Source organism: uncultured Nocardioides sp., assembly GCF_947489365.1.
Lineage (GTDB): Bacteria > Actinomycetota > Actinomycetes > Propionibacteriales > Nocardioidaceae > Nocardioides.
The window spans coordinates 612,362-632,752 of record NZ_CANLDB010000001.1; the positions used below are offsets into that span (position 1 = coordinate 612,362).

A 20,391-nucleotide genomic window follows, 5' to 3' on the forward strand; every position below is an offset into this window, starting at 1 on the left:
CGTCAGCGGGTCTCGTGGCTCCTCGCCGGGGCTCGGAGCACCTCGACCTCCGGTGGGGCTTCGGTCACTCAGCGCGGGGCGACGACCGCCCAGAGGTGGTCCCAGCCGCTGAGGCCGAGGGTGTGGCCGGCCGCCTGGGCGCGCGTACGGCGGACCCGGCCGCCGTGGGCGGGGTCGTAGAGCTCCCGGTCGTCGCCGTCGGCGGCGAGCACGAGGACGACGTGGCGGGGGAGGGTGGCGCTGCCGACGAACAGGGCGGAGCCGACGGAGGCGCCGTCCCAGCCGGCACCCGGGTCGTGGCGGGCGGGGACGACGCGGTGGCGGCCGGGCAGCAGGCGGGCGACCTCCCAGGGCGGGGTGCCGAGCAGCCGCGGCCAGGCCGTGACCTGGCGGTGGGTCTCGAGCACCTCCGGCCCGAAGCGGGGCAGCGCGCGGGCGGCGTACGCCGGGTCGTCGAGCATGCGGGCGACCACGACGCAGGCGGGGCCGCAGGTGAAGCGGTCCGGCTGGCGCAGGGCGGGACCCCAGGGCAGCGTGGGCACCTCAGGCACGGGTGGACTCGCGCAGGGCGGCGACCCGGCCCTCGGCCTCCCGCAGGCCGACGGCCTCGCAGCCCTTCGCGACGGCGTCGGCCACGACGTGCCGCTGCTCGCGCATCAGGGCGACACCCCGCCGGACCAGCATCAGCGGCGGCTTGCGGCGCTCCCGCAGGTCGCGCTGCAGGCGGAGCAGGAAGGTGACCGGCGCGGGCCGGCGTACGCAGAAGGCCGCGGCCAGCACCCCGGCCTCGCGCAGCGGCTCGACCACGTCCGGGGCGAAGATGCCCTCCGCGACGACGAGCGGGGCGCCGTCGAGGTGCAGCCGCTGGGTCCCGGTGCGGCCGTTGCGGGCGATCTCGTAGACGGGGACGTCCACCTCGCCGGTGCGGCAGAGCTCGACCAGCGCGGCGACGCCCTCGTCGGGGAGCCAGGAGTCGGGGTGGTCCCAGTCGACGAGGCCCTCGTTGGGGCCGTGGGTGATCAACGGCAGCGACGGGTCGCCGCCGGACTTGTAGAAGTCGTCCAGCCGCAGCACCGGGAGCGCGAGGCGTTCGGCGAGGCGTGACTTGCCGGACCCCGAGGGTCCGGCGAGGACGATCACCCGAGCCGGCATCCGCCCATTCTGCCGTGCCTCATCCGGCGCGCGTGAACGGGAAGAACCCCTCCGGGCTGCTGAGCCCCGTGCCGGCCACCACGAACAGGTCACCCTTCGCCGGTCCGCGGTCCGCGGTGTCCAGCCCACCGGGGAAGCTGGTGCCCACGAAGGCCTGGACCGGGCGCAGACCGTTGCGCTCGACGATGGTGAGGATGCGGTCGTCGGGCTGCTGGTCGTGGGTGACGACGAGGTACCTCTTGTCGCCCGACACGGCGATGTAGCCGCCGCCGTCGTTGCCGGGGGCGAGGTTCTTGACCCGGTTCAGCGTCCCGCGGCCCGCGCCGACCACGGCGAGGCGGGAGTCGTCGGCGCCCCAGAGGTACGCCGTGCTGCCGACCATGGCGACCGCCTCGACGTCGAACGGGAGGTCGAGGCGCTTGCGGATGACGCGCGGCTTCGAGGGCCGGGAGGTGTCGATGACGGTGGCGTCGCCGACGAGCGCGTTGGCGGTCACGACCCGCTTCGAGTCGCCGCTGACGGCGAGCCCGGCGGGCAGGGTGCCGACGTCCACCCGGGCGACGGGGCGGGGCTTGGCGGGGCTCGCCAGCGACATCACCCGGACGCCCTGGTCGGGAGCGCCGAAGCCGCTGCCGTAGGAGATGTACAGGTGCTTCCCGTTGGGCGCGATCGCCACGTCGAGGGCGTCGTCCGGCACCGCCGCCGACATCTCCCGCACCCGCCGTGGACGCTGCTTCGAGACGTCGACGACCTGGAGGCGGTCGTCGTTCACGACGTACGCCCACCGGCTGTCGCGGCGCATCGCGAGGTCGGAGCCGAACACCGTGGTCGCGCGGGCGACGACGGGGGAGGGGCGCTGGGTGACGTCGAGGACGGCGAGGCGGTCCTCGTCGAGCTGGTAGGCGCGCAGCCCGTTCGGCGCGACCACGAGGTCGCGGGGGAAGGTGTTCGGCCCCGACACCTGCGTGCCGTCCTGGGAGACGAACGGCCCGCCCTGCCGTGACGAGCTCAGCGGCGGCTCGCTGTCACCGGTGGCCGACGCCGGGGCGAGCGCGCCCAGCGGCAGGGCCAGGGCGAGCAGGGCGGCAGCGGTCAGGGCACGAGGGTTCCGAGGCATGGCAGCACCCTGGCGCAGCAGGGTCGGGCCGCGCCATGAGCACGGGCGCTCAGCCGTCTCCTCAGACCCCCATCGGGTGCCACACGGTCTTGATCTCGAGGAAGTCCGTCATCGCGTCCAGCCCCGGCTCGCGGGTCCAGTCGGGCTCGGTGGCGGGCGCGCGGCGTACCCGCTTCAGGTTGTCGGCGGCGGCGACCTGCATCGCGACCGCGGCCTCCGCGCCGCCGTCGACCCCGGCGAGGCCGCCGAGGTCGATCGCGTTGACGTCCATGTGGGACGCCAGCCACGGGCCGACCGAGAGCGCGTCGCCGGTGAGGATGTTGACCACCCCGCCGGGCACGTCGGACGTCGCCAGCGCCTCGCCGAGGGTGACCGCCGGCAGCGGGCGGGCGTACGACGACACCACGACGACGGTGTTGCCGGTGACGATCGCGGGGGCGATGGTGCTGACCAGTCCCAGCAGGCTCGAGCCCTGCGGCGCGAGGACGGCGACGACGCCGGTCGGCTCCGGGGTGGAGAGGTTGAAGAACGGCCCGGCCACCGGGTTGGCGTTGCCGACGACCTGGGTGAGCTTGTCGGCCCACCCGGCGTACCAGACGAGACGGTCCACGGTCGCGTCCACCACGGCCTCCGCGCGGGAGGCCGACAGGCCCTCCGAGGAGCGGACGGCGGCGACGAACTGCGGGCGGCGGTCCTCGATGATCTCCGCGACCCGGTAGAGCACCTGACCCCGGTTGTACGCCGTCCGGCCGGCCCAGCCGGACTGCGCCTTGCGGGCGGCGACGACGGCGTCGCGGGCGTCCTTGCGGGAGGCCAGCGACGCGTTGGCGAGGAAGCCGCCCTTGCTGTCGTGCACCTCGTAGGAGTAGCCGGACTCCGAGCGGGGGAACGCCCCGCCGACGTACAGCTTGTAGGTCTTCCGGACGTCGATCCGGGCCTGCTCGCGGGCCATCAGCGACCACCCTCCAGGTACGCGGCGAGGCCGTGGCGTCCGCCCTCGCGACCGAAGCCCGACTCCTTGTAGCCGCCGAAGGGGCTGGTCGGGTCGAACTTGTTGAACGTGTTGGCCCAGACGACGCCGGCGCGCAGCTGGCCCGCCATCGCGAGGATGCGGGAGCCCTTCTCGGTCCAGACGCCGGCCGACAGCCCGTACGGCGTGTTGTTGGCCTTGGCGACCGCCTCGTCGGGCGTGCGGAACGTCAGCACGGACAGCACCGGGCCGAAGATCTCCTCGCGCGCGATGCGGTGCGCGGTCGAGACCTCGGTGAACAGCGTCGGGGGGAACCAGAAGCCCCGGCTCGGCAGCTCGCACTCCGGCGACCAGCGACCGGCCCCCTCGGCCTCGCCGGCCTCGGTGAGCTCGGTGATCCGGGCGAGCTGGGCGGCGGAGTTGATCGCGCCGACGTCGGTGTTCTTGTCGAGCGGGTCGCCGACGCGCAGCGTCGCCATGCGGCGCTTGAGGCGGTCGAGGAACTCGTCGGCGATGCTCTCCTGCACCAGCAGGCGCGAGCCCGCGCAGCAGACGTGGCCCTGGTTGAAGAAGATGCCGGTGACGACGCCCTCGACGGCCTGGTCGACCGGCGCGTCGTCGAAGACGATGTTCGCGGCCTTGCCGCCGAGCTCGAGCGTGACGCGCTTGTCCGTGCCGGCCACCGAGCGGGCGATGGCCTTGCCGACGCCCGTCGAGCCCGTGAACGCGATCTTGTCGACGCCCTGGTGGTCGACGATCGCCTGGCCGGTCGCGCCGGCGCCGGTGACGATGTTGACCACGCCGGGGGGCAGGTCGGCCTGCTGGCAGATCTCCGCGAACAGCAGTGCCGTGAGCGGCGTGGTCTCGGCGGGCTTGAGGACGACGGTGTTGCCGCACGCCAGCGCGGGCGCGACCTTCCACGCCAGCATCAGCAGCGGGAAGTTCCACGGGATCACCTGGCCGGCGACGCCGAGCGGCGTCTCGCCGTACCCGGAGTGCTTCAGCTTGTCGGCCCAGCCCGCGTAGTAGAAGAAGTGCGCGGCGACGGTCGGGACGTCGACGTCGCGGGCCTCGCGGATCGGCTTGCCGTTGTCGATCGACTCCAGGACGGCGAGCTCGCGCCCGCGCTCCTGGATGATCCGCGCGATGCGGAACAGGTACTTGGCCCGCTCCGCGCCCGGCATCCGCGACCAGACCTTCTCGTACGCCGACCGCGCGGCGCGCACGGCGGCGTCGACGTCGCTCGCGTCGGCCTCGGCGACCTCGGCGAGGACCTCCTCGGTGGCCGGGTTGACCGTCTTGAACGGCGTCCCGTGGCCGTCGCGGAACCGCCCGTCGACGAACAGCCCGTAGGACTGCCTGATGTCGACGATCCCTGTCGACTCGGGGGCGGGGGCGTAGTCGAAGTCGATGCCCATCAGAGTCAGTCCACCGTCACGTAGTCGGGGCCGGAGTACCGGCCGGTCTGCATCTTCTGGCGCTGCAGCAGCAGGTCGTTGAGCAGCGTCGAGGCGCCGAACCGGAACCAGTCCGGGTCGAGCCAGTCGCTGCCGGCGACCTCGTTGACGGTGACCAGGAACTTGATCGCGTCCTTGGTCGTGCGGATCCCGCCGGCGGGCTTCACGCCCACCTGGGTGCCGGTGGCCGCGCGGAAGTCGCGGACGGCCTCCAGCATCAGCATGGTCACCGGCAGTGTCGCTGCGGGCTGCACCTTGCCGGTGGAGGTCTTGATGAAGTGCGCGCCCGCCATCATCGCCAGCCACGAGGCGCGGCGTACGGCGTCGTACGTGACGAGCTCGCCGGTCTCGAGGATGACCTTGAGGTGGGCCGGCCCGCAGGCCTCCTTCACCGCGACGATCTCCTCGAAGACGTGCAGGTAGCGCCCCGACAGGAACGCGCCGCGGTCGATGACCATGTCGATCTCGTCGGCGCCGGCCGCGACGGCGTCGCGGGTGTCGGCCAGCTTGATCTCGCGGGACGCGCGACCCGACGGGAAGGCCGTGGCCACGGCGGCGACGTGCACGCCGGAGGCGCCGAGCGTCTGCTTCGCGACGCCGACGAGGTCGGGGTAGACGCAGACCGCGGCGGTGGCGGGGCAGGTCGGGTCGGAGGGGTCGGGGCGCATCGCCTTGCTGGCCAGCGCGCGGACCTTGCCGGGGGTGTCCTGGCCCTCGAGGGTCGTGAGGTCGACCATCCCGATGGCCAGGTCGATCGCCTGCGCCTTCGCGGTGGTCTTGATCGACCGTGTCGACAGGGTCGCCGCGCGGGCGTCCGCGCCGACCTGGTCGACCCCGGGCAGGCCGTGGAGGAAGCGGCGGAGCGACGCCTCGTCGCGCGTCACCCCGTCGAGGTCGGCGCCCGCGGCGGTCCCCGCGGCGGGGTCGATGGTCGGTGCAGTCACCGAGGCAGTCTAGGAGCCTCCGCGGAGGTCGGGTCGGGTGCCTAGGCTGGCTGCCGTGAACGACGACCAGGCGCACGTCGAGCGGTTCCCGGGCACCGGGGGCCTGCTCATGCCGGTCGTCGCCGGGGTGCTCGGCGCGCTGCTGCTCGCCATCGCCCTCGTCGACGGCCTCCAGGGCCGCGACCTGCCCCTGGCCGCGGGCTGCCTGCTCGGTGCCGTGGTCGTGTGGGTGGTCTTCCTGCGCCCCTCCGTGCGGGTCGTGGACCAGGAGACCCTGGTGCTGACCGGGCCGCTCTCGCGCACCGAGATCCCGCTCGCCGCGGTCGAGCGGCTCGCGCTCACCCGGATGCTCGTGGTCCAGGTCGCCGGACGTCGCCACGTCTCCACCGCGGTGGCGCGGAGCATGCGCAGCGCGCTGGCGTCCGGAGGCATGCTCGCCACCCGCTCGGGCCCGGGTGCGCCCGCCGTGCCGGAACGTCCGTCGGAGGCGAAGGCGGCGGGGAGGCGGGAGGGTCAGCCCTACCCGGACTTCGTCGAGGAGCGCCTCGCTCGGCTCGCCGAGAACGCCCGCGCCCGCCGCGGCATCCGCGTGCTCTCCGACGAGCAGGAGGCACTCGCGGCCGACGTACGCCGGGAGGTCTCGACGCCCGCGGTCGCTGCGCTGGGCCTCAGCGCCCTGCTGTTCGTGGCCGCGCTGCTCCTCGTCTGAGACCTCGACCCGGCGTCCTCCACAGCCTGGGGCGCCCTCGGCCGGGTAGTCCCCTGAGGATCCGTCGTCCCCGGGGGCTCCGGACGACCGTTGCCCAGGGGACTACCCGGCCCCGGGGCCAGGACCTGTGGACCACGAGCGCGCGGCGGGGCTACAGGCCGGCGGCCTCGACGAGGTCGGCGCGGATGGCGTCGAGGCGGCCGGCGGCGGCGATGCGGGCCGCGGCGACGGCGTCGCGGCGTACGTCTTGATCGGGCTCGGCGTCGGTCGCGTCCACCCCTACGACGACCTCGAGGTAGCACTTCAGCTTGGGCTCGGTGCCGCTCGGGCGGACGACGACCCGCCCGCCCTCGGCAAGGCGGTAGCGCAGGCCGTCGGTCGGGGGCAGGTCACCGGCGCCGTCGGCGAGGTCCTCCGCCGAGGTCACCGCGAAGCCGCCCATCGTGGTGGGCGGCTGCGCGCGCAGCCTCGCGAGGACGGCGTCGATCTGCGAGATGTCCGTGACCCGGACCGACACCTGGTCCGTGGCGTGCAGGCCGTGGACGATCGCGAGGTCGTCCAGCAGGTCCAGGAGGGTCCGACCGTCGGCCTTGGCCCGCGCGGCGATCTCGCAGAGCAGCAGCAGCGCAGAGACGCCGTCCTTGTCGCGCACGTGGGTGGGGTCGACGCAGTAGCCGAGCGCCTCCTCGTAGCCGTACGCCAGCCCCTCGACCCGGCCGATCCACTTGAAGCCGGTGAGCGTCTCGACGTGCCGCTGGCCCGCGGCCTGCGCCATCCGCCCCAGCAGCGAGGAGGAGACGATCGAGCAGGCGTAGACACCCTCCTCGCCGTGCGCGGCCGCCCGTGCGAGGAGGTGGGAGCCGAGCAGCGCGCCGACCTCGTCGCCGCGGAGCATCCGCCAGCCGCGCTCGGTGGCGGGCGCGGGGACGGCGGCGGCGCAGCGGTCCGCGTCGGGGTCGTTCGCGACCACCAGGTCGGCGCCGACCTCGACGGCGAGGTCCATCGCGAGGTCCATCGCGCCCGGCTCCTCGGGGTTGGGGAACTCGACCGTCGGGAAGTCCGGGTCGGGCTCCTCCTGGGGGCCGACGACGTGGGGCGCGTCGAAGCCCGCCTGCTCCAGCACCGTGCCGACCGTGCCGCCGCCCACGCCGTGCAGCGGGGTGTAGACGACCCGCAGGTCGCGGGGACCGTCCTCGGCGAGGTCGGCGACGGTGTCGAGGTAGCGGTCCAGCAGCTGGCTGTCGAGCGTCCGGCCGCCCGTGCCCCGGGGCACCTCGGCCAGCGGCCCGACCGCGGCGATCCGCTCGGCGATCCCCGCGTCGGCGGGCGACACGATCTGGCTGCCGTCGCCGAGGTAGACCTTGTAGCCGTTGTCCGCGGGCGGGTTGTGGCTCGCGGTGACCATGACACCGGCGACGGCGTCGAGCTCTCGGATCGCGTACGCCAGCACCGGGGTCGGCAGCGCGTGGGGGAGCGTGAGCGCGGTGAGGCCGGCGCCGGTGACGACCTCGGCGGTGTCGCGGGCGTAGGTGTCGCTGTGGTGGCGGGCGTCGTACCCGATGACGACGGAGTCGCCGGGCCTCGCGCCCTGGGCGAGCAGGTACGCCGCCAGGCCGGCCGCGGCGCGGGTGACGACGACGCGGTTCATGCGGTTCGGGCCAGGACCCTGGCGCCCGCGCAGGCCGGCCGTGCCGAACTCGAGGGTGCCGTCGAAGGCGTCCGCGAGCTCCGCGCCGGCGGCCTCGTCGCCGTCCTCGGCCCGCGCGAGGAGCGTCTCCAGCTCGGCGCGGGTCTGCTCGTCGGGGTCCTCGGCCACCCAGGCGCGGGCGCGGGCGCGGAGGTCGTCGGTGATCACCGTCGCACCGTAGCGTCGCCCTCATGGCCGCCCGCGACGAGACGCCCCGCACCGACCTCCTGCGCGAGCACGTCGTCGAGTGGAACCGCTGGGAACCGGTCTCGGACACGCAGCTGCGGGTGTGGTGCTGGCAGGGGAACCGGACGGCGTACGGCGTCCGCGCGGTCGTCGCCGAGGACGAGCAGGTGGTGCGCCTCGCGACCGTCACCGGCACCCGCCCCGACGCCCCGGGGATGACGACGATGGAGGCCCTCGAGGTGTCCCTGCTCGTCGACCTCGCCGCGCCGCTGGGAGACCGCGAGGTCCGCCAGCACCCGGACGCGCTGGGCTGAGCCGCGGTCCCGCGATGACGGACGACGGCCTGGTCGCGCGGCTACGCGCCGCCGGCTGCGTGTACGCCGAGGAGGAGGCCGCCCTGCTGCGGGAGGCCGCTCCCGACGGCACCGTGCTGGAGGCCCTCGTCGGACGGCGCTGCGCGGGCGAGCCGCTGGAGCAGGTCGTCGGGTGGGTCGACCTCGGCGGGCTGCGGCTGCGGGTGGCGCCCGGGTGCTTCGTGCCGCGGCAGCGGACGCTGCTGCTCGTCCGGCAGGCGGTCGTGGCGGCCCGCGCCGCCGGACCGGGTGCCGTCGTGGTCGAGGCGTACGCCGGCGTCGCTCCCGTCGCCGCCCACGTCGCGGGGGGAGTCCCCGGCGCGGTGGTGCACGCCGTCGAGCGCGACCGGCGGGCCCTGGAGGCGGCCCGGACGAACGGCGGTGGACGGGTGGCCGTGCACCCCGGCGACGTCCTCGACGGACTGCCGCCGTCGTTGGCCGGACGGGTCGACGTCGTGGCCGCGGTGCCTCCGTACGTGCCGGACGGCGAGCTGGACCTCATGCCCCGCGAGGCCCGTGACCACGAGGCACCCGAGGCGCTGCTGGGCGGTGCGGACGGGCTGGACCCCTTCCGGTCCCTCGTCGCGGCGGCGGAGCGGTGGCTGGCGCCGGGCGGCGTCGTCCTCGCGGAGATGGCGTCGGGTCAGGTCGCCACAGCGCTCGCCGCCGTGGCGTCGGTCGGGGGCCCGGGACGTGCAGCGACGGCGGCCACCGAGGAGGGGACCGCCGTCGTGCGGGTCGTGCGTGCCGAGCTCGGGTGAGGCTCAGCGGTCGATGGTGCTCATGTCGCTGTAGCGCTCGCCCGCCACCGCGTCGCGCGGGACCGCGGACTCGAGGGCGGCGAGGTCGTCGGCGGTGAGGACGACGTCGAGGGCGCCGGCGTTCTCCTCGAGGTAGCGGACCCGCTTGGTGCCGGGGATCGGCGCGACGCCGACGCCGTCGAGGGCGCCGTGCGACTGCTGGGCGAGCACCCAGGCGAGCGCGAGCTGGCCGGGGGTGGCGTCCTTGGCCTCGGCGAGCTCACGGATCTTCGCCACCAGCGCGAGGTTCGCGTCGAACGCCTCGCCCTGGAAGCGGGGGAATCGGGCGGTGCGGGCGTCGGAGTCGTCGAGGTCGGACGCCGAGCCGATGGCCCCGGTCAGCAGGCCGCGGCCGAGCGGGGAGTAGGGGACGAGACCGATCCCGAGCTCGCGGAGCACGGGGGCGATGTCGTCCTCGAGGTCGCGGGAGAACAGCGAGTACTCGGTCTGCAGCGCGGTGATCGCGTGGGTGGCGTGGGCGCGGCGGATGGTCTGCGGGCCGGCCTCGGAGAGACCGAGGAAGCGGACCTTGCCGGCCTCGACGAGCCCGGCCATGGCACCGACCGTCTCCTCGATGGGGACGTCGGGATCGACGCGGTGCTGGTAGTAGAGGTCGATGACGTCGACCCCGAGGCGCTGCAGGGACGCGTCGGCGGCGGCGCGGACGTAGTCGGGGCGGCCGTTGATGCCGACCCAGCTGCCGTCCTCGCGGCGCTCGTTGCCGAACTTGGTGGCGAGCTGGACCTCGTCCCGGCGTCCGGCGATCGCGGCGCCGACGAGGCGCTCGTTGGTGAACGGGCCGTACATGTCGGCGGTGTCGAGGAAGGTGACGCCCAGGTCGAGGGCGCGGTGGATGGTGTCGGTCGCCTCCTGCTCGTCCGCGGTGCCGTAGAACTCCGACATCCCCATGCAGCCGAGGCCGAGGGCGGAGACGGTGAGCGGGGCGGTGGAGCCGAGGGTGCGTGTGTCCATGCCTGTCCCAACCGGCGGCCGTCGCTGCGTGTTCCGCGCCACAGCCACTCACAGGCCTCAGGACGGGAGGCGGTCCAGGGCGGGGCGCTCGAGGTCACCGAACGTGGTGGGTCCGCCGACGACGGCGCCCTCGGCGTCGTCCGCCTCCCGCCGCTCGACGTCGGCCGCGTAGTCCTCGGCGTCGTCGGCGGGCTCGTAGCCGAGGCGGCGTCCGGGCTCGAGGTCCCACCACGCGCGGGTGTTCGCGGAGATGCCGTGGAGGACGGCGTACCCGGGCGCCGGGGCGACCAGGCAGGCGTGAACCATCCGGATGCAGTCGTCGGGCGACAGCCACGTGGAGAGGTGCCGGACGGTGGTGGGGTGCTCCTCGAACGAGCCGATCCGACAGGCGAGGACGTCGAGGCCGTACCGGTCGGCGTACAGGCTCAGGAGGCTCTCGGCGGCGACCTTGCCGACGCCGTAGAAGGTGTCGGGGCGCACCCGGACGTCGACGGTCAGGACGCCGTCCGTCAGCTCGGCGCGGGGGTGGCGCCCGACGGCGTGGTTGGAGGAGGCGTAGACCATCCGGCCCACGCCGTGGGCCAGCATCGCGTCGAGCAGCGCGCCGGTCGAGACGACGTGGCCCGACAGGGCTTCCGGCAGCGACGTCTCGCCGGGGTCACCGGCGAGGTGGACGACGGCGTCGAGCGGCTGGGCGCCGACGGCCTCGTGGACGGCGTCCGCGTCGGTGCAGTCGGCGACGTGCCAGGTGGTCGCCCCGGCCGGGTCGGGGAGCAGGTCGAGCCCGACGACCTCGTGCCCTGCGGCGGCGAGACCCGCGACCAGGGTGCGCCCGACGCTGCCCGCGGCACCGGTGACGAGGACCCGCACCTCAGATCCTGGGGACGATGCGGGCGAGCAGGTCGCCCATGCGGCCGGCGGCGGCGCGTCCGGCCTCGAGGACCTCGGCGTGGTCGAGCGGGGCCTCGGAGATGCCGGCGGCGAGGTTCGTGACGAGGCTGATGCCGAGGATCTCCATGCCCGCCTCGCGGGCGGCGATGGCCTCCAGCGTGGTGCTCATGCCGACGAGGTCGCCGCCCATGGCCTTGACCATGCGGACCTCGGCGGGGGTCTCGTAGTGGGGTCCGGGGAACTGGGCGTAGACGCCCTCCTCCAGCGACGGGTCGAGCTCCTGGCACAGCGCGCGCAGGCGGGCGGCGTACAGGTCGGTGAGGTCGATGAACGTCGCCCCCTCCAGGGGGCTCGTCGCGGTGAGGTTGAGGTGGTCGCTGATGAGCACGGGGGTGCCGGGCGCCCAGTGCTCCTTCAGCCCGCCGCAGCCGTTGGTGAGCACGATCGCGCGGCACCCGGCCGCGGCGGCGGTGCGGACGCCGTGGACGACGGGCTGGGTGCCGAGGCCCTCGTAGAGGTGGGTGCGCCCGGCGAAGACCAGCAGGCGGGTGTCGCCGGCCCTCACGGAGCGGACGGTGCCCGCGTGGCCCTCGACCGCCGGCGGCGCGAAGCCGGGCAGGTCGGTCGTCCTCAGCTCGGCCACGGTCTCGCCCAGCAGGTCGACCGCGGGGAGCCACCCGGACCCCAGCACGACGGCCACGTCGTGCCGCTCGACCCCCGTCGCCTCCGCCAGGGCCGTCGCCGCTGCCTGTGCCTGCTGCTTCGCGTCGCTCACGGGAGGTGACCCTACTGAGGCCGCAGGCGTGGTGCGGCGTCCGGGACGACAGTGCCGCAGATCGCACGCACCGGGTGCGGGCGATCTGCGGCACTGGTCCTCGACGGGGCGGTGAGGACCGTCAGACCCGCCAGGCGGGCATGAGCTGGGCGAGCTCGGCGAAGACGGCCCGGTTGTGGCGGAACGCCGCGCGCACCTCCTCGACCACGGCCTCCTGGTCGACGGGACCGAGGGGGAGGGCGTCGAGGCGGGCTCGGTAGGCGTCCTTGTAGGGCTTGGGCTTGCCGACCTCCGCGAAGGAGTAGAACGACAGGCCCTCCCCGCGCCGGGGCAGGTCGTAGACGCGGGCGAGCCCGTGACCCACGACCTGTCCGCCGGAGAGGTCCCCGAGGTAGCGCGTGTAGTGGTGCGCCACCAGCAGGGTCGGCTCGTCGCGGGCCGCGGCGATGCGGGCGGCGTACGCGCGGGCGGCCGGCCCGGCCTCCGGGAGGGAGGTGTCGGCCGTCCACCACGCCAGGTCGGCGTCGATCCGGGCGACCCGCGCCAGCGCGGGGTCGTGGACGGCGGCCACCGCCGGGTGGGCGGCGTGCTCGTCGAGCGACGCCTCGAGGGCGGCGTACACGACGCGGAGGTGCACCAGGTAGGCGACGTACGCCGGGCGGGTCAGCCGGCCGCCGAGCAGCTCGGTGAGGAAGGCGGAGCCCTCCGCGGCCTCGTGCTCGGCGGCCGAGCCCTCCCGCATCGCGCGCGAGAGGGGCATCTCGACCTCGGTCGTCGGCTCGGTGAGCGTCATCGGACCGTGAACCTGACCGTGGTGTTCCTCGCGGCCGCGTGGTTCGCGTCCCCGGCGTACGACGTCACCAGGCGGTAGGTGCCGGCGGCGAGCTTCGGCAGCGCGATCGTCGACGGCTTCGCGACCCCCGGGGTCCAGGAGCGGACCGTCGAGCCGTTGGAACGGCGCAGCACGACCGAGGAGCGGCCGCCGAGCGCGCGGCCCGAGTCCGTGGCGACGACGACGCGGGCCGCGCCCGCCCTCGTCCGCGTGGGTGCCTTCGTGACCTTCGTGGTGGTCGACGTCGCGGCCTTCGCGACCCGCAGGGTGCCGCTCCGCTCGCCCGCCTCGGTGTTGGCGTCCCCGGCGTACGACGCGACGAGCGCGTAGGAGCCGGCGGTGAGGTCGCGGGGCAGGGTGAAGGTGGCGCTGCCGTCGGTCAGGGCGGCCGTCCCGACCGCGGTGCCGTCGCGGGTGAGCACGACGTCACCGGTGGGGGAGGACTCGCCCGTGACGGTCGCGGTGACGGTCGCCGCGCTGCCGTACGTCGTCCGCGGGGCCGCCAGCCGCACCGTCGGGGCGGCCTTCGCGAAGGTGAGCGGCGTCGCCTTCTCGTACGACGGGGCCGCGGCGCCACCGCCCGGGTAGGTGTAGATCCCGACGGCGCCCGCGCCGAGGGCGTCGACGTCCGCCTTGTCGACGCGCAGCGTCGTGGAGAAGGTGCCCTCGGGGGTCAGCTCGATGGCGCCGCGCGCGTCGCCGCCGATGGTGGTCATGTCCTCGGCCAACACGGCCCACTTCGTGGCCGACTGCACGTTGCGTCGCGCGGTCGACGGGGCGCCGGCGGACGGGCGCCAGACCTCGTCGTACGAGCCCAGCGCGACGTAGACCCCGCCCGGCTTGCCGGCCAGCGGCGGCCGGGTGGCGGTCGCGGCGGCGGGGTCGAAGCCCTCGCCGGTGACGGTCACGTCCTGCGCGCCGCTGGGGAGCAGGGTGGTGTCGGAGACCTCGACGGTGGGCTCGGTGGCCGGGGCGGAGGCGTCGTACGCGACCGTCAGCGGCTCGGCCGGCTTGCGGGCGTCGGCGCTGCCACCGGTGGAGTACCAGTACGGCCCCGCGCCGGTGAGCTGGGCGAAGTCCACGAAGTCCTGCGGGAAGGCACCCCACGTCGCGGCGGTCCGGTTCTGGGCGGTGGCGCCGCTCGGGGCGTCGTAGACGACCTCGCGGTAGTCGGGGGTGACGGTGAACCCGTCGGAGTCGACCTGGACCCCGGTGAGGGTCGCGACGGTGACCCGCTCGGGGTCCAGGGCGTCCCAGCGGTCGGGGTCGTCCATCGAGGTGGCGTAGCCGTCGACGGTCGCGGTGAGCTCGGCGGTGCCGTCCTCGGCGACCTCCAGCGCGGGGTCGGCGACGTGGAAGTACGTCATGCCGGAGTAGAAGAGGACGGTCGCGTCCCCGTCCCACGAGATCGAGGCGGTGCCCGCGTCGGGGTCGACGGTGCCGCTCCCGGCGCCGAAGACCAGCCGGTTCTCGCTGTTGCCGGAGACCGCGGTGATCTGCCTGCCGGTCGAGTCGGTGCGGGTGCCCGCGAAGCTCGTCGGGGCGTAGCTGCCGTCGGCCGCCAGGTCCTCGACGACGACGTCGCCCGCGGTCGCCCTCCAGCCGGCCGCCTCGCCGTTGCCCCAGGTGGCGCCCTGGTCGGCGGTGCTCAGGGACTGCCCGCCCTCACCGGGGGTCCCGATGCGCCCGGCGGAGACCAGGTTCCAGGTGCCGGGGGCGAAGGCGCCGCTGCCGGCCTCCTTGTTGACGGCCCAGGTGAGGTCGACGTCGTCGACCGTGACGGGCGCCTGGGCTGCAACGTGTGGTGCGGCGGACGCGGTGGGTGCGCCGGCGAGCGTGCCGCCGACCAGGGCCGCGACGGTGAGTGCGCCGAGCGCACCTCGGGTGTTCCTCATGGGTTTCCTCTCGGGGTGGAGCGGTTGCGGGTCGTGGGGCGGACTCTCGGCACGAGGAGCGCTGCTGCTCCGAGCAGCAGCAGGGATCCGACCCACCAGTGCCAGCGGTGGTCCGGGGTCGTCACCGGGGAGGCGACGGGTTCGAGGGCGCGGCTCACCGGCGGCGGGGCCGCGACCGGGGCCGCGGGGGTGGCCGCGGAGCCGCCACGGGGCGTCCGGTCGGTGGCCCCGCCCGCCGACGTCGTCGGTGTCGAGGACGACGTCGGGCCCGGCGGGGTGACGCCGCCGGTGTCGGGCGGCGGGGACGGGGCGTCCGGGGCGTCGGGCTGGTCGGGGTCGTCACCGGCGTCGACGGGCGGCGGTGGCGTCGGCGGGTCCAGGGGGTCGCTCGCCTCCCAGCTGACGGTCAGGGGCGTGGCCACCTTCCAGGCGTCGGTCGCGCCGCCGGACGAGTACCAGTACGACGCCGACCCGGCGCGCTGCTGGAAGTCCACGAACGACCGCGGCCAGGAGCCCCACGCCTCGCCGGTCCGCACCTGCGGGGCGGCGTCGGCGGGGGCGTCGTACCGGACGCCGGCGTAGGCCGGGGCGGCGGTGAGGCCACCGGTCGCGGGGAGGTCCAGGGCGGACCGGTCGAGGTCGGCGAGGACCACCTCGGCGGGCCGCATCGGCTCCCACTTCGACGCGTCGTCCATCGAGCTGGCCCAGCCGCCGAGCGTGCCGCGCAGGACGGCCCGCCGCGGGGTCACCTCGAGCACGGGGTCGGAGACGGTGAAGGTCGACATGCCGGAGTAGAAGAGGACGGTGAAGGTCCCGTCCCAGGCGATCTCGGCGGTGCCGGCTCCCGGGTCGACCTCGCCGCTCCCGCCGTCGAGGACGACGCGGTGGTTGCTGAAGGTGCCCGCCGACGGGCTCCCCAGGTCGGAGCCGTCGGACTGCGTGAACAGGCCGGCCCAGGTCGCGGGCCGGTAGACGTCGTCGGTGCCGGCCTTCTCGATCCGGACGTCGCCGTCCCGTGGGCGCCACAGGTCCGGGGTGACCTTCCGGCCCCCGCCACCCGGGTTGATCGTCCCGGCGCCCAGCATGTTGACGGTCCCGGGCGCGAACGCCCGGTTGGACGCCTCCAGGTTGAGCCCCCACGCCAGCTGGGCGTCGTCCAGGACGACGACGCTCGACTCCTCCTCGTCGGTCGGCGGGTCGCTCGGGCCCGGGGTCTCCTCGGTGGCGTACGCCGGCGGCGCGGCGACCAGCACGAGCGCCGCGAGCAGCACCCCCACCGCGAGGCGCCTCACGCGGTCACCGCGGCGGGCTCGGTCGCGGCCTGCGCCCGGGCACGACGGGTACGACGGCCCCGCAGATGCCGTCGTACCCGCCAGCCCGTGACCGCCAGCAGGACGGCGGTGGCGAGGAGGACGAAGAGCAGGGACAGGGGCACGGGGCCCAGCGACCAGCCCGCCGCCTGCGGCTCGGGGGCCTCGGTGGTCGTCGGGGCCGCGGAGCCCGCGACGGGGAAACGCTCGCGGGCGGAGACCTCCGAGGCCGCCCCGCTGACCCGCAGCTCGTGGGTGCCGGCGCCGATGTCGTCCGGCAGGGGCAGGACGCCGGCGACCTCGCCGCCGGTGCCGGCGGTCAGGGGGCCCAGGGAGACGACGCCGTCGTCGAGGACGGCGACGACCTGCTCGCCGGGGGTGAAGCCCCGGGCGGTGAACGCCATCGCGTGGCCGGCCTGCGCGGTGCGCTTGTCGACGGCCACGCGGACGGCGCCGCCCTTCTGCTTCCCGCCCTTCTCCTGGCCGCGACCGTCGCCGCCGGCGGCGGCCTGCGGGTCGTCGGGGGTCCCGGCGCTGTCGGTGTCGCCGCCACCCGGGTCGTCGGCGGCCGCCTCGTCGCCCGGCGCGGCGTCGTACACGTCCTCGAAGGCGACCGGGGTGAAGGACTCGTTGCGGGCGTTGCGGACGCCGTGCGCGCCGAAGGTGATCACGCCGCAGGTGACCTCACGGCAGTCGACGGAGGTGGCGTTCCCGTCGCGGTCGAGGCTCTCGAAGACGGGGCCGGGCACGACCAGGTCGACCTCGAAGGAGCCCGAGGAGCCCATCACCGCATGGGCCTCGTTCGCCGTCGAGCTGCCGGGGAAGGCGACGAAGCGGAGGTAGCCCGCGTTGCTGCCGGTCTCGGAGTCGGGGACGTAGCGGTAGTCGTCGCCGCTGGTGCCGCCGCGCGACGGCTTCCAGGACCCGCCCCCGGGGTCGCTGACCCAGCCGAAGGCCAGGTAGACGCCGCCGAAGCCGCCCTGCACGGACTGGAAGCCGCTGCCCCGGACGGTGAACGACGTCCGGTAGGTCAGGTCGGCCGCGGACCTGCCGCGGTCGTTGGTCACCGACACCGAGGGGTCGGCCGCGGCCGGGGCGGCGGCGGCGAGGACCCCGGTGGCGGCCAGGGCCAGCGCCAGGAGGGGTCGGGCGGTGGGTGCGAGCAGGTGGCTCATGGGGTGCTCTCCTCGAGCTGGTGTGCGGCGGGACGAGCGGCGCGCCGGGGCAGGACGAGCAGCGCGCCGGTGGCGGGGTGCCGCAGCACCTCGACCGGGTGGGCGTAGACCGACGTGAGCCGCGGGGCGGTCAGGACGGCGTCGGGAGGGCCGTCCGCGACGACCTCGCCCGCCTCGAGGAGGACCACGCGGTCGGCCCACGCGGCGGCCAGCGACAGGTCGTGCAGGACGACGACCGCGGCCACGCCCCCGACGGCGGCGCGACGGACGTCGGCCAGCAGGTCGTCGGCGTGCCCGAGGTCGAGCGCCGCCGTGGGCTCGTCGAGCAGCCAGATCCCGGCGCGCTGGGCGAGGGTGCGGGCGAAGGCGGTGCGGGCCTTCTCCCCGCCCGACAGGGTCGGGAACGTCTGGGCCGCGAGGGGCAGGGTCGAGGTCCGCGCCATGGCGTCGGCGATCGCGGTCTCGTCGTCGTCGGACTCGGGCCGGCCGTGCCAGGGGGCGCGCCCCATGGCGACGACGTCGGCGACGGCGAACGGGAAGGCGAGGTGGTGCTCCTGGGTCGTCACGGACCGCTCCCGCGCGAGCTCGCGCAGGCGCCAGTCGGCGACGGGCCGCCCGTGCACGTGGACGGACCCCGCCGCGGCCGGCAGGTCGCCCACGAGCGCGGCCAGCAGCGTGGACTTGCCGGCGCCGTTGGGTCCGACGAGCGCGAGCACCTCGCCGGCCTCGACCCGCAGGTCGACCCCGCGCAGCAAGGCGCGGCCACCGATCCGGACCTCCAGGCCCTCCGCCGTGAGCGCCGGGGCCGGCGTCGGGGCAGGTGTCGGGGCCGGTGTCGGGGCCGGCGTGCGGGCGCTCACGCCCAGCCCCCCGCCGTACGACGGGTGCGGCGGAGCAGCCAGAAGAAGAAGGGGCCGCCGACCAGCGAGGTGAGCATCCCCAGCGGCAGCTCGGCGTACGCGACGAGGGTGCGGGCGGCGAGGTCGGCGACGACGAGCACGAGCGCGCCGGCGACCAGTGAGGCCGGGAGCAGCACCCGGTGGGAGGGGCCGACGACCATGCGAACCAGGTGGGGAACCACGAGGCCGACGAAGGCGACGATCCCGCAGAAGCTGACGGCGGCCGCGGTCAGCAGCGCGACGACCACGACGAGGACGACGCGGAGTCGCTCGACGTCCACGCCGAGGTGGCGCGCGGGCCGCTCGCCGAGGGCCAGCAGGTCCAGGGGGCGGGCGTACCGCATCGCCAGCGCGGCGCCGAGGAGCGTGAGGGGGACGACGACGCCGACGTAGGTCCAGCGGCTGCCGTTGAGGCTGCCGAGCTGCCAGAACACGATCTGCTCCCGGGCCTGGGTGTCGGCGAGGAAGAGCAGGAGCGCGAGCAGGGCGCCGGCGACGGCGTTCACCGCGATGCCGGTGAGGACGAGGGTGACGACCTCAGTGCGACCGCCCGAGCGGGACAGGGCGTAGACCGCGAGGGTCGTCACCAGGCCGCCGAGGAAGGCGCAGGCGGCGATCGTCCAGACGCCGGCGAAGTCGAGGCCGAGCACGATGGCCAGCGCTGCGGCCACGGCGGCTCCCGCCGAGACGCCGACGACGCTCGGCTCGGCCAGCGGGTTGCCGAAGACGCCCTGCATGAGGGCGCCGGCCACGGCCAGCGCCGCCCCGACGGTGGCGGCCATGACGATGCGCGGGAAGCGGATCTGCCACAGCGTCGCCTCGCCCTGCGGGTGGGCGGGCAGCGGCCCGAGGTCGAGACCGAGGCGGTGCAGCACCGACCCGGCGACCTCCGCCACCGGGATCGGGAGCTGGCCGGAGCCGGCGGCGACCAGGCACGCGAGGACCAGCGCGGGGACGAGCCCGAGCAGCAGCAGTCGACCGCGCGTACGACGGGGCGCCGGCGGCGCCTCGGGCGGCGGGGTCGTCGCGTCCGGGGCCGGCGGTGTCGCCGGGGACGGTGCCGGCAGGACGGCGGTCACAGCGCGTCGGGGGAGTAGAGGGCGACGCCGAGGGCGTTAACGACGTCCGCCGTCCGCGGCCCGAAGCCGAGCACCTGCGTGTCGGACATCGTGACGACGCGTCGCTGCTGGCCGGCCGGGGTGCGGGCCAGGGCGGGGAACTGCTCGAGCAGCCCCTCGACGCCGTCGACCGACTCGAGGCCCTTGGTCATCGTGATGACGACGTCCGGCTGGGCGGCGACCAGCCCCTCGTCGTTCAGGGGCTTCATCCCGGACCAGCCGATCTCGTCGGCGACGTCGTACCCGCCGGCGGCGCGGATCAGGGAGTCGGCGCCCGAGCCCTCGCCGAACATGTAGTAGACGCCGGAGCGGCCGCGCAGGTAGAGGAAGACGGTCCGCAGCCGGTCGGTCGCGGCCTCCGGGGCGGCGGCGTCGACGGCGTCGGCGGCCTCGGTGGCGTCGGCCTCGATCCGGCTGCCCAGCCGCTCGGCCGCCGGTCCCACGCCGAGGGCGTCGCCGACCTGCTGCGTGAGCGACGCCAGGTTGTCGAGGCTGCGCTCGTTGTCGACCACGACGACCGGGACGCCGGCGTCCCGGACCTGCAGGACGACGTCCCAGGGGCCCAGCGAGGTGTCCGTGATCAGCACGGTGGGGTCCAGGCCGAGGATCGCCTCGGCGTTGAGCTCGTGGCCGTCCTGGGTCATCAGCGGGCGGTCGGCGATCTCGGGGAAGCCCGAGGAGGTGTCGCGGCCCACCACGGAGTCGCCGAGGCCGAGCTCGAAGACGGTGCGGGCCAGGGTGCCGCTGAGGTCGAGGGCGAGGATCCGGCTGGTGTCGGTGACCGTGACCTCGGTGCCCTGGACGTCGGTCACGGTCGCCGGGAGCTGCTGGCGCGGCGCCGTCGTCGTCCCCACGGACTCCTCGGGCAGCGTCACGTCGACCGGGCCCTCCCAGGACCGCGGGTCGTCGAGGGGCGTGGTGTCGCCGATCGCCGGCACCGCGCTCGTCCGCTCGCCGCCGTCCTCGCTGCCGCTGGCCGGTCCGGACCCCAGCGGCGCGCACCCGGTGTGCAGGACGACGGCGGCGAGGACCACCGCGGCGACGCGGGCGGTGCGGCGGGTGCGGGTCATGACGCTCCAGGTGTTTAGGTAAGGCTGCCCTAAATCAGGTAAGCCTTACCTAAACAGAGTCCGTGCGAGCGCGTCAGCC

The 20,391-nt window shown here is 75.3% G+C and carries 20 protein-coding genes; 3 read left to right on the forward strand and 17 right to left on the reverse strand.

Annotation, left to right across the window (positions count from 1 at the left end):
* Nucleotides 1-68: 68 nt before the first annotated feature.
* From Q0858_RS02925 to deoC, 6 genes are all read right to left on the reverse strand, one after another.
* A complete protein-coding gene (locus tag Q0858_RS02925) occupies nucleotides 69-551 on the reverse strand; it encodes a hypothetical protein (RefSeq protein ID WP_299050923.1) in 483 nt (160 codons plus the stop codon).
* Entirely contained in the window at nucleotides 544-1,152 is a 609-nt protein-coding gene (locus Q0858_RS02930; RefSeq protein WP_299050926.1) for an ATP-binding protein, read from the reverse strand. Before Q0858_RS02930 ends, Q0858_RS02925 begins: the two co-directional genes overlap by 8 nt.
* A gap of 19 nt (nucleotides 1,153-1,171) precedes the next feature.
* Nucleotides 1,172-2,269 carry a hypothetical protein gene (locus tag Q0858_RS02935; protein ID WP_299050928.1) on the reverse strand — a complete coding sequence of 366 codons (1,098 nt, stop codon included), beginning with the start codon at nucleotides 2,267-2,269 and terminating at the stop codon, nucleotides 1,172-1,174.
* 61 nt (nucleotides 2,270-2,330) lie between these two features.
* Complete coding sequence (locus Q0858_RS02940) at nucleotides 2,331-3,221, reverse strand: aldehyde dehydrogenase family protein (protein ID WP_299050929.1); 891 nt, start codon at nucleotides 3,219-3,221, stop codon at nucleotides 2,331-2,333.
* Nucleotides 3,221-4,657, reverse strand: a complete 1,437-nt coding sequence (locus tag Q0858_RS02945) for an aldehyde dehydrogenase family protein (RefSeq protein ID WP_299050931.1) — start codon at nucleotides 4,655-4,657, stop codon at nucleotides 3,221-3,223. The genes Q0858_RS02940 and Q0858_RS02945 overlap by 1 nt, the downstream gene beginning before the upstream one ends.
* Before the next feature lie 5 nt (nucleotides 4,658-4,662).
* Entirely contained in the window at nucleotides 4,663-5,580 is a 918-nt protein-coding gene (deoC, locus tag Q0858_RS02950; protein WP_366915989.1) for a deoxyribose-phosphate aldolase, read from the reverse strand.
* Between the two features lie 115 nt (nucleotides 5,581-5,695).
* Between deoC and Q0858_RS02955 the strand changes: the two genes are divergently transcribed.
* On the forward strand, nucleotides 5,696-6,349 hold the full coding sequence (locus tag Q0858_RS02955; protein ID WP_299050937.1) for a hypothetical protein: 654 nt from the start codon (nucleotides 5,696-5,698) through the stop codon (nucleotides 6,347-6,349).
* 151 nt (nucleotides 6,350-6,500) lie between these two features.
* Here the strand turns inward: Q0858_RS02955 and Q0858_RS02960 are convergent, their stop codons facing one another.
* Complete coding sequence (locus tag Q0858_RS02960) at nucleotides 6,501-8,201, reverse strand: phospho-sugar mutase (RefSeq protein WP_299051737.1); 1,701 nt, start codon at nucleotides 8,199-8,201, stop codon at nucleotides 6,501-6,503.
* Between the two features lie 26 nt (nucleotides 8,202-8,227).
* Here Q0858_RS02960 and Q0858_RS02965 point away from each other — a divergent pair, with 26 nt between their 5' ends.
* On the forward strand, nucleotides 8,228-8,536 hold the full coding sequence (locus tag Q0858_RS02965) for a hypothetical protein (protein WP_299050939.1): 309 nt from the start codon (nucleotides 8,228-8,230) through the stop codon (nucleotides 8,534-8,536).
* A 14-nt stretch (nucleotides 8,537-8,550) separates the two neighbouring features.
* A complete protein-coding gene (locus Q0858_RS02970; protein WP_299050942.1) occupies nucleotides 8,551-9,336 on the forward strand; it encodes a putative protein N(5)-glutamine methyltransferase in 786 nt (261 codons plus the stop codon).
* Between the two features lie 3 nt (nucleotides 9,337-9,339).
* Here the strand turns inward: Q0858_RS02970 and Q0858_RS02975 are convergent, their stop codons facing one another.
* The 10 genes from Q0858_RS02975 to Q0858_RS03020 form a co-directional block, all read right to left on the reverse strand.
* Nucleotides 9,340-10,347 (reverse strand): aldo/keto reductase, encoded by a 1,008-nt coding sequence (locus Q0858_RS02975; RefSeq protein WP_299050945.1) that lies wholly within the window; start codon nucleotides 10,345-10,347, stop codon nucleotides 9,340-9,342.
* Nucleotides 10,348-10,404: 57 nt separating this feature from the next.
* Nucleotides 10,405-11,217, reverse strand: coding sequence for an NAD(P)-dependent oxidoreductase (locus tag Q0858_RS02980; RefSeq protein WP_299050948.1), 813 nt, complete (start codon nucleotides 11,215-11,217; stop codon nucleotides 10,405-10,407).
* 1 nt (nucleotide 11,218) lies between these two features.
* On the reverse strand, nucleotides 11,219-12,013 hold the full coding sequence (locus tag Q0858_RS02985; RefSeq protein WP_299050950.1) for a purine-nucleoside phosphorylase: 795 nt from the start codon (nucleotides 12,011-12,013) through the stop codon (nucleotides 11,219-11,221).
* A 121-nt stretch (nucleotides 12,014-12,134) separates the two neighbouring features.
* Complete coding sequence (locus Q0858_RS02990) at nucleotides 12,135-12,806, reverse strand: heme oxygenase (biliverdin-producing) (protein WP_299050953.1); 672 nt, start codon at nucleotides 12,804-12,806, stop codon at nucleotides 12,135-12,137.
* Nucleotides 12,803-14,740: an Ig-like domain-containing protein gene (locus tag Q0858_RS02995; RefSeq protein WP_299050956.1), complete on the reverse strand. Its 1,938-nt coding sequence runs from the start codon at nucleotides 14,738-14,740 to the stop codon at nucleotides 12,803-12,805. The genes Q0858_RS02990 and Q0858_RS02995 overlap by 4 nt, the downstream gene beginning before the upstream one ends.
* Complete coding sequence (locus Q0858_RS03000) at nucleotides 14,737-16,032, reverse strand: hypothetical protein (protein ID WP_299050959.1); 1,296 nt, start codon at nucleotides 16,030-16,032, stop codon at nucleotides 14,737-14,739. The genes Q0858_RS02995 and Q0858_RS03000 overlap by 4 nt, the downstream gene beginning before the upstream one ends.
* Entirely contained in the window at nucleotides 16,029-17,225 is a 1,197-nt protein-coding gene (locus Q0858_RS03005; protein WP_299050961.1) for a hypothetical protein, read from the reverse strand. Before Q0858_RS03005 ends, Q0858_RS03000 begins: the two co-directional genes overlap by 4 nt.
* Nucleotides 17,222-18,085, reverse strand: a complete 864-nt coding sequence (locus Q0858_RS03010) for a heme ABC transporter ATP-binding protein (protein WP_299050962.1) — start codon at nucleotides 18,083-18,085, stop codon at nucleotides 17,222-17,224. The genes Q0858_RS03005 and Q0858_RS03010 overlap by 4 nt, the downstream gene beginning before the upstream one ends.
* Nucleotides 18,082-19,203: an iron ABC transporter permease gene (locus Q0858_RS03015; RefSeq protein WP_299050964.1), complete on the reverse strand. Its 1,122-nt coding sequence runs from the start codon at nucleotides 19,201-19,203 to the stop codon at nucleotides 18,082-18,084. Before Q0858_RS03015 ends, Q0858_RS03010 begins: the two co-directional genes overlap by 4 nt.
* Entirely contained in the window at nucleotides 19,200-20,312 is a 1,113-nt protein-coding gene (locus Q0858_RS03020; RefSeq protein WP_299050967.1) for an ABC transporter substrate-binding protein, read from the reverse strand. Before Q0858_RS03020 ends, Q0858_RS03015 begins: the two co-directional genes overlap by 4 nt.
* Nucleotides 20,313-20,391: the final 79 nt, after the last annotated feature.

Bases quoted from the DNA above. Each gene is read 5' to 3' on its own strand.
- Q0858_RS02930 (WP_299050926.1), bottom strand. From the start codon at position 1,152: ATGCCGGCTCGGGTGATCGTCCTCGCCGGACCCTCGGGGTCCGGCAAG.
- Q0858_RS02935 (WP_299050928.1), bottom strand. From the start codon at position 2,269: ATGCCTCGGAACCCTCGTGCCCTGACCGCTGCCGCCCTGCTCGCCCTG.
- Q0858_RS02940 (WP_299050929.1), bottom strand. From the start codon at position 3,221: ATGGCCCGCGAGCAGGCCCGGATCGACGTCCGGAAGACCTACAAGCTG.
- Q0858_RS02945 (WP_299050931.1), bottom strand. From the start codon at position 4,657: ATGGGCATCGACTTCGACTACGCCCCCGCCCCCGAGTCGACAGGGATC.
- Q0858_RS02965 (WP_299050939.1), top strand. From the start codon at position 8,228: ATGGCCGCCCGCGACGAGACGCCCCGCACCGACCTCCTGCGCGAGCAC.
- Q0858_RS02970 (WP_299050942.1), top strand. From the start codon at position 8,551: ATGACGGACGACGGCCTGGTCGCGCGGCTACGCGCCGCCGGCTGCGTG.
- Q0858_RS02975 (WP_299050945.1), bottom strand. From the start codon at position 10,347: ATGGACACACGCACCCTCGGCTCCACCGCCCCGCTCACCGTCTCCGCC.
- Q0858_RS02990 (WP_299050953.1), bottom strand. From the start codon at position 12,806: ATGACGCTCACCGAGCCGACGACCGAGGTCGAGATGCCCCTCTCGCGC.
- Q0858_RS02995 (WP_299050956.1), bottom strand. From the start codon at position 14,740: ATGAGGAACACCCGAGGTGCGCTCGGCGCACTCACCGTCGCGGCCCTG.
- Q0858_RS03005 (WP_299050961.1), bottom strand. From the start codon at position 17,225: ATGAGCCACCTGCTCGCACCCACCGCCCGACCCCTCCTGGCGCTGGCC.
- Q0858_RS03020 (WP_299050967.1), bottom strand. From the start codon at position 20,312: ATGACCCGCACCCGCCGCACCGCCCGCGTCGCCGCGGTGGTCCTCGCC.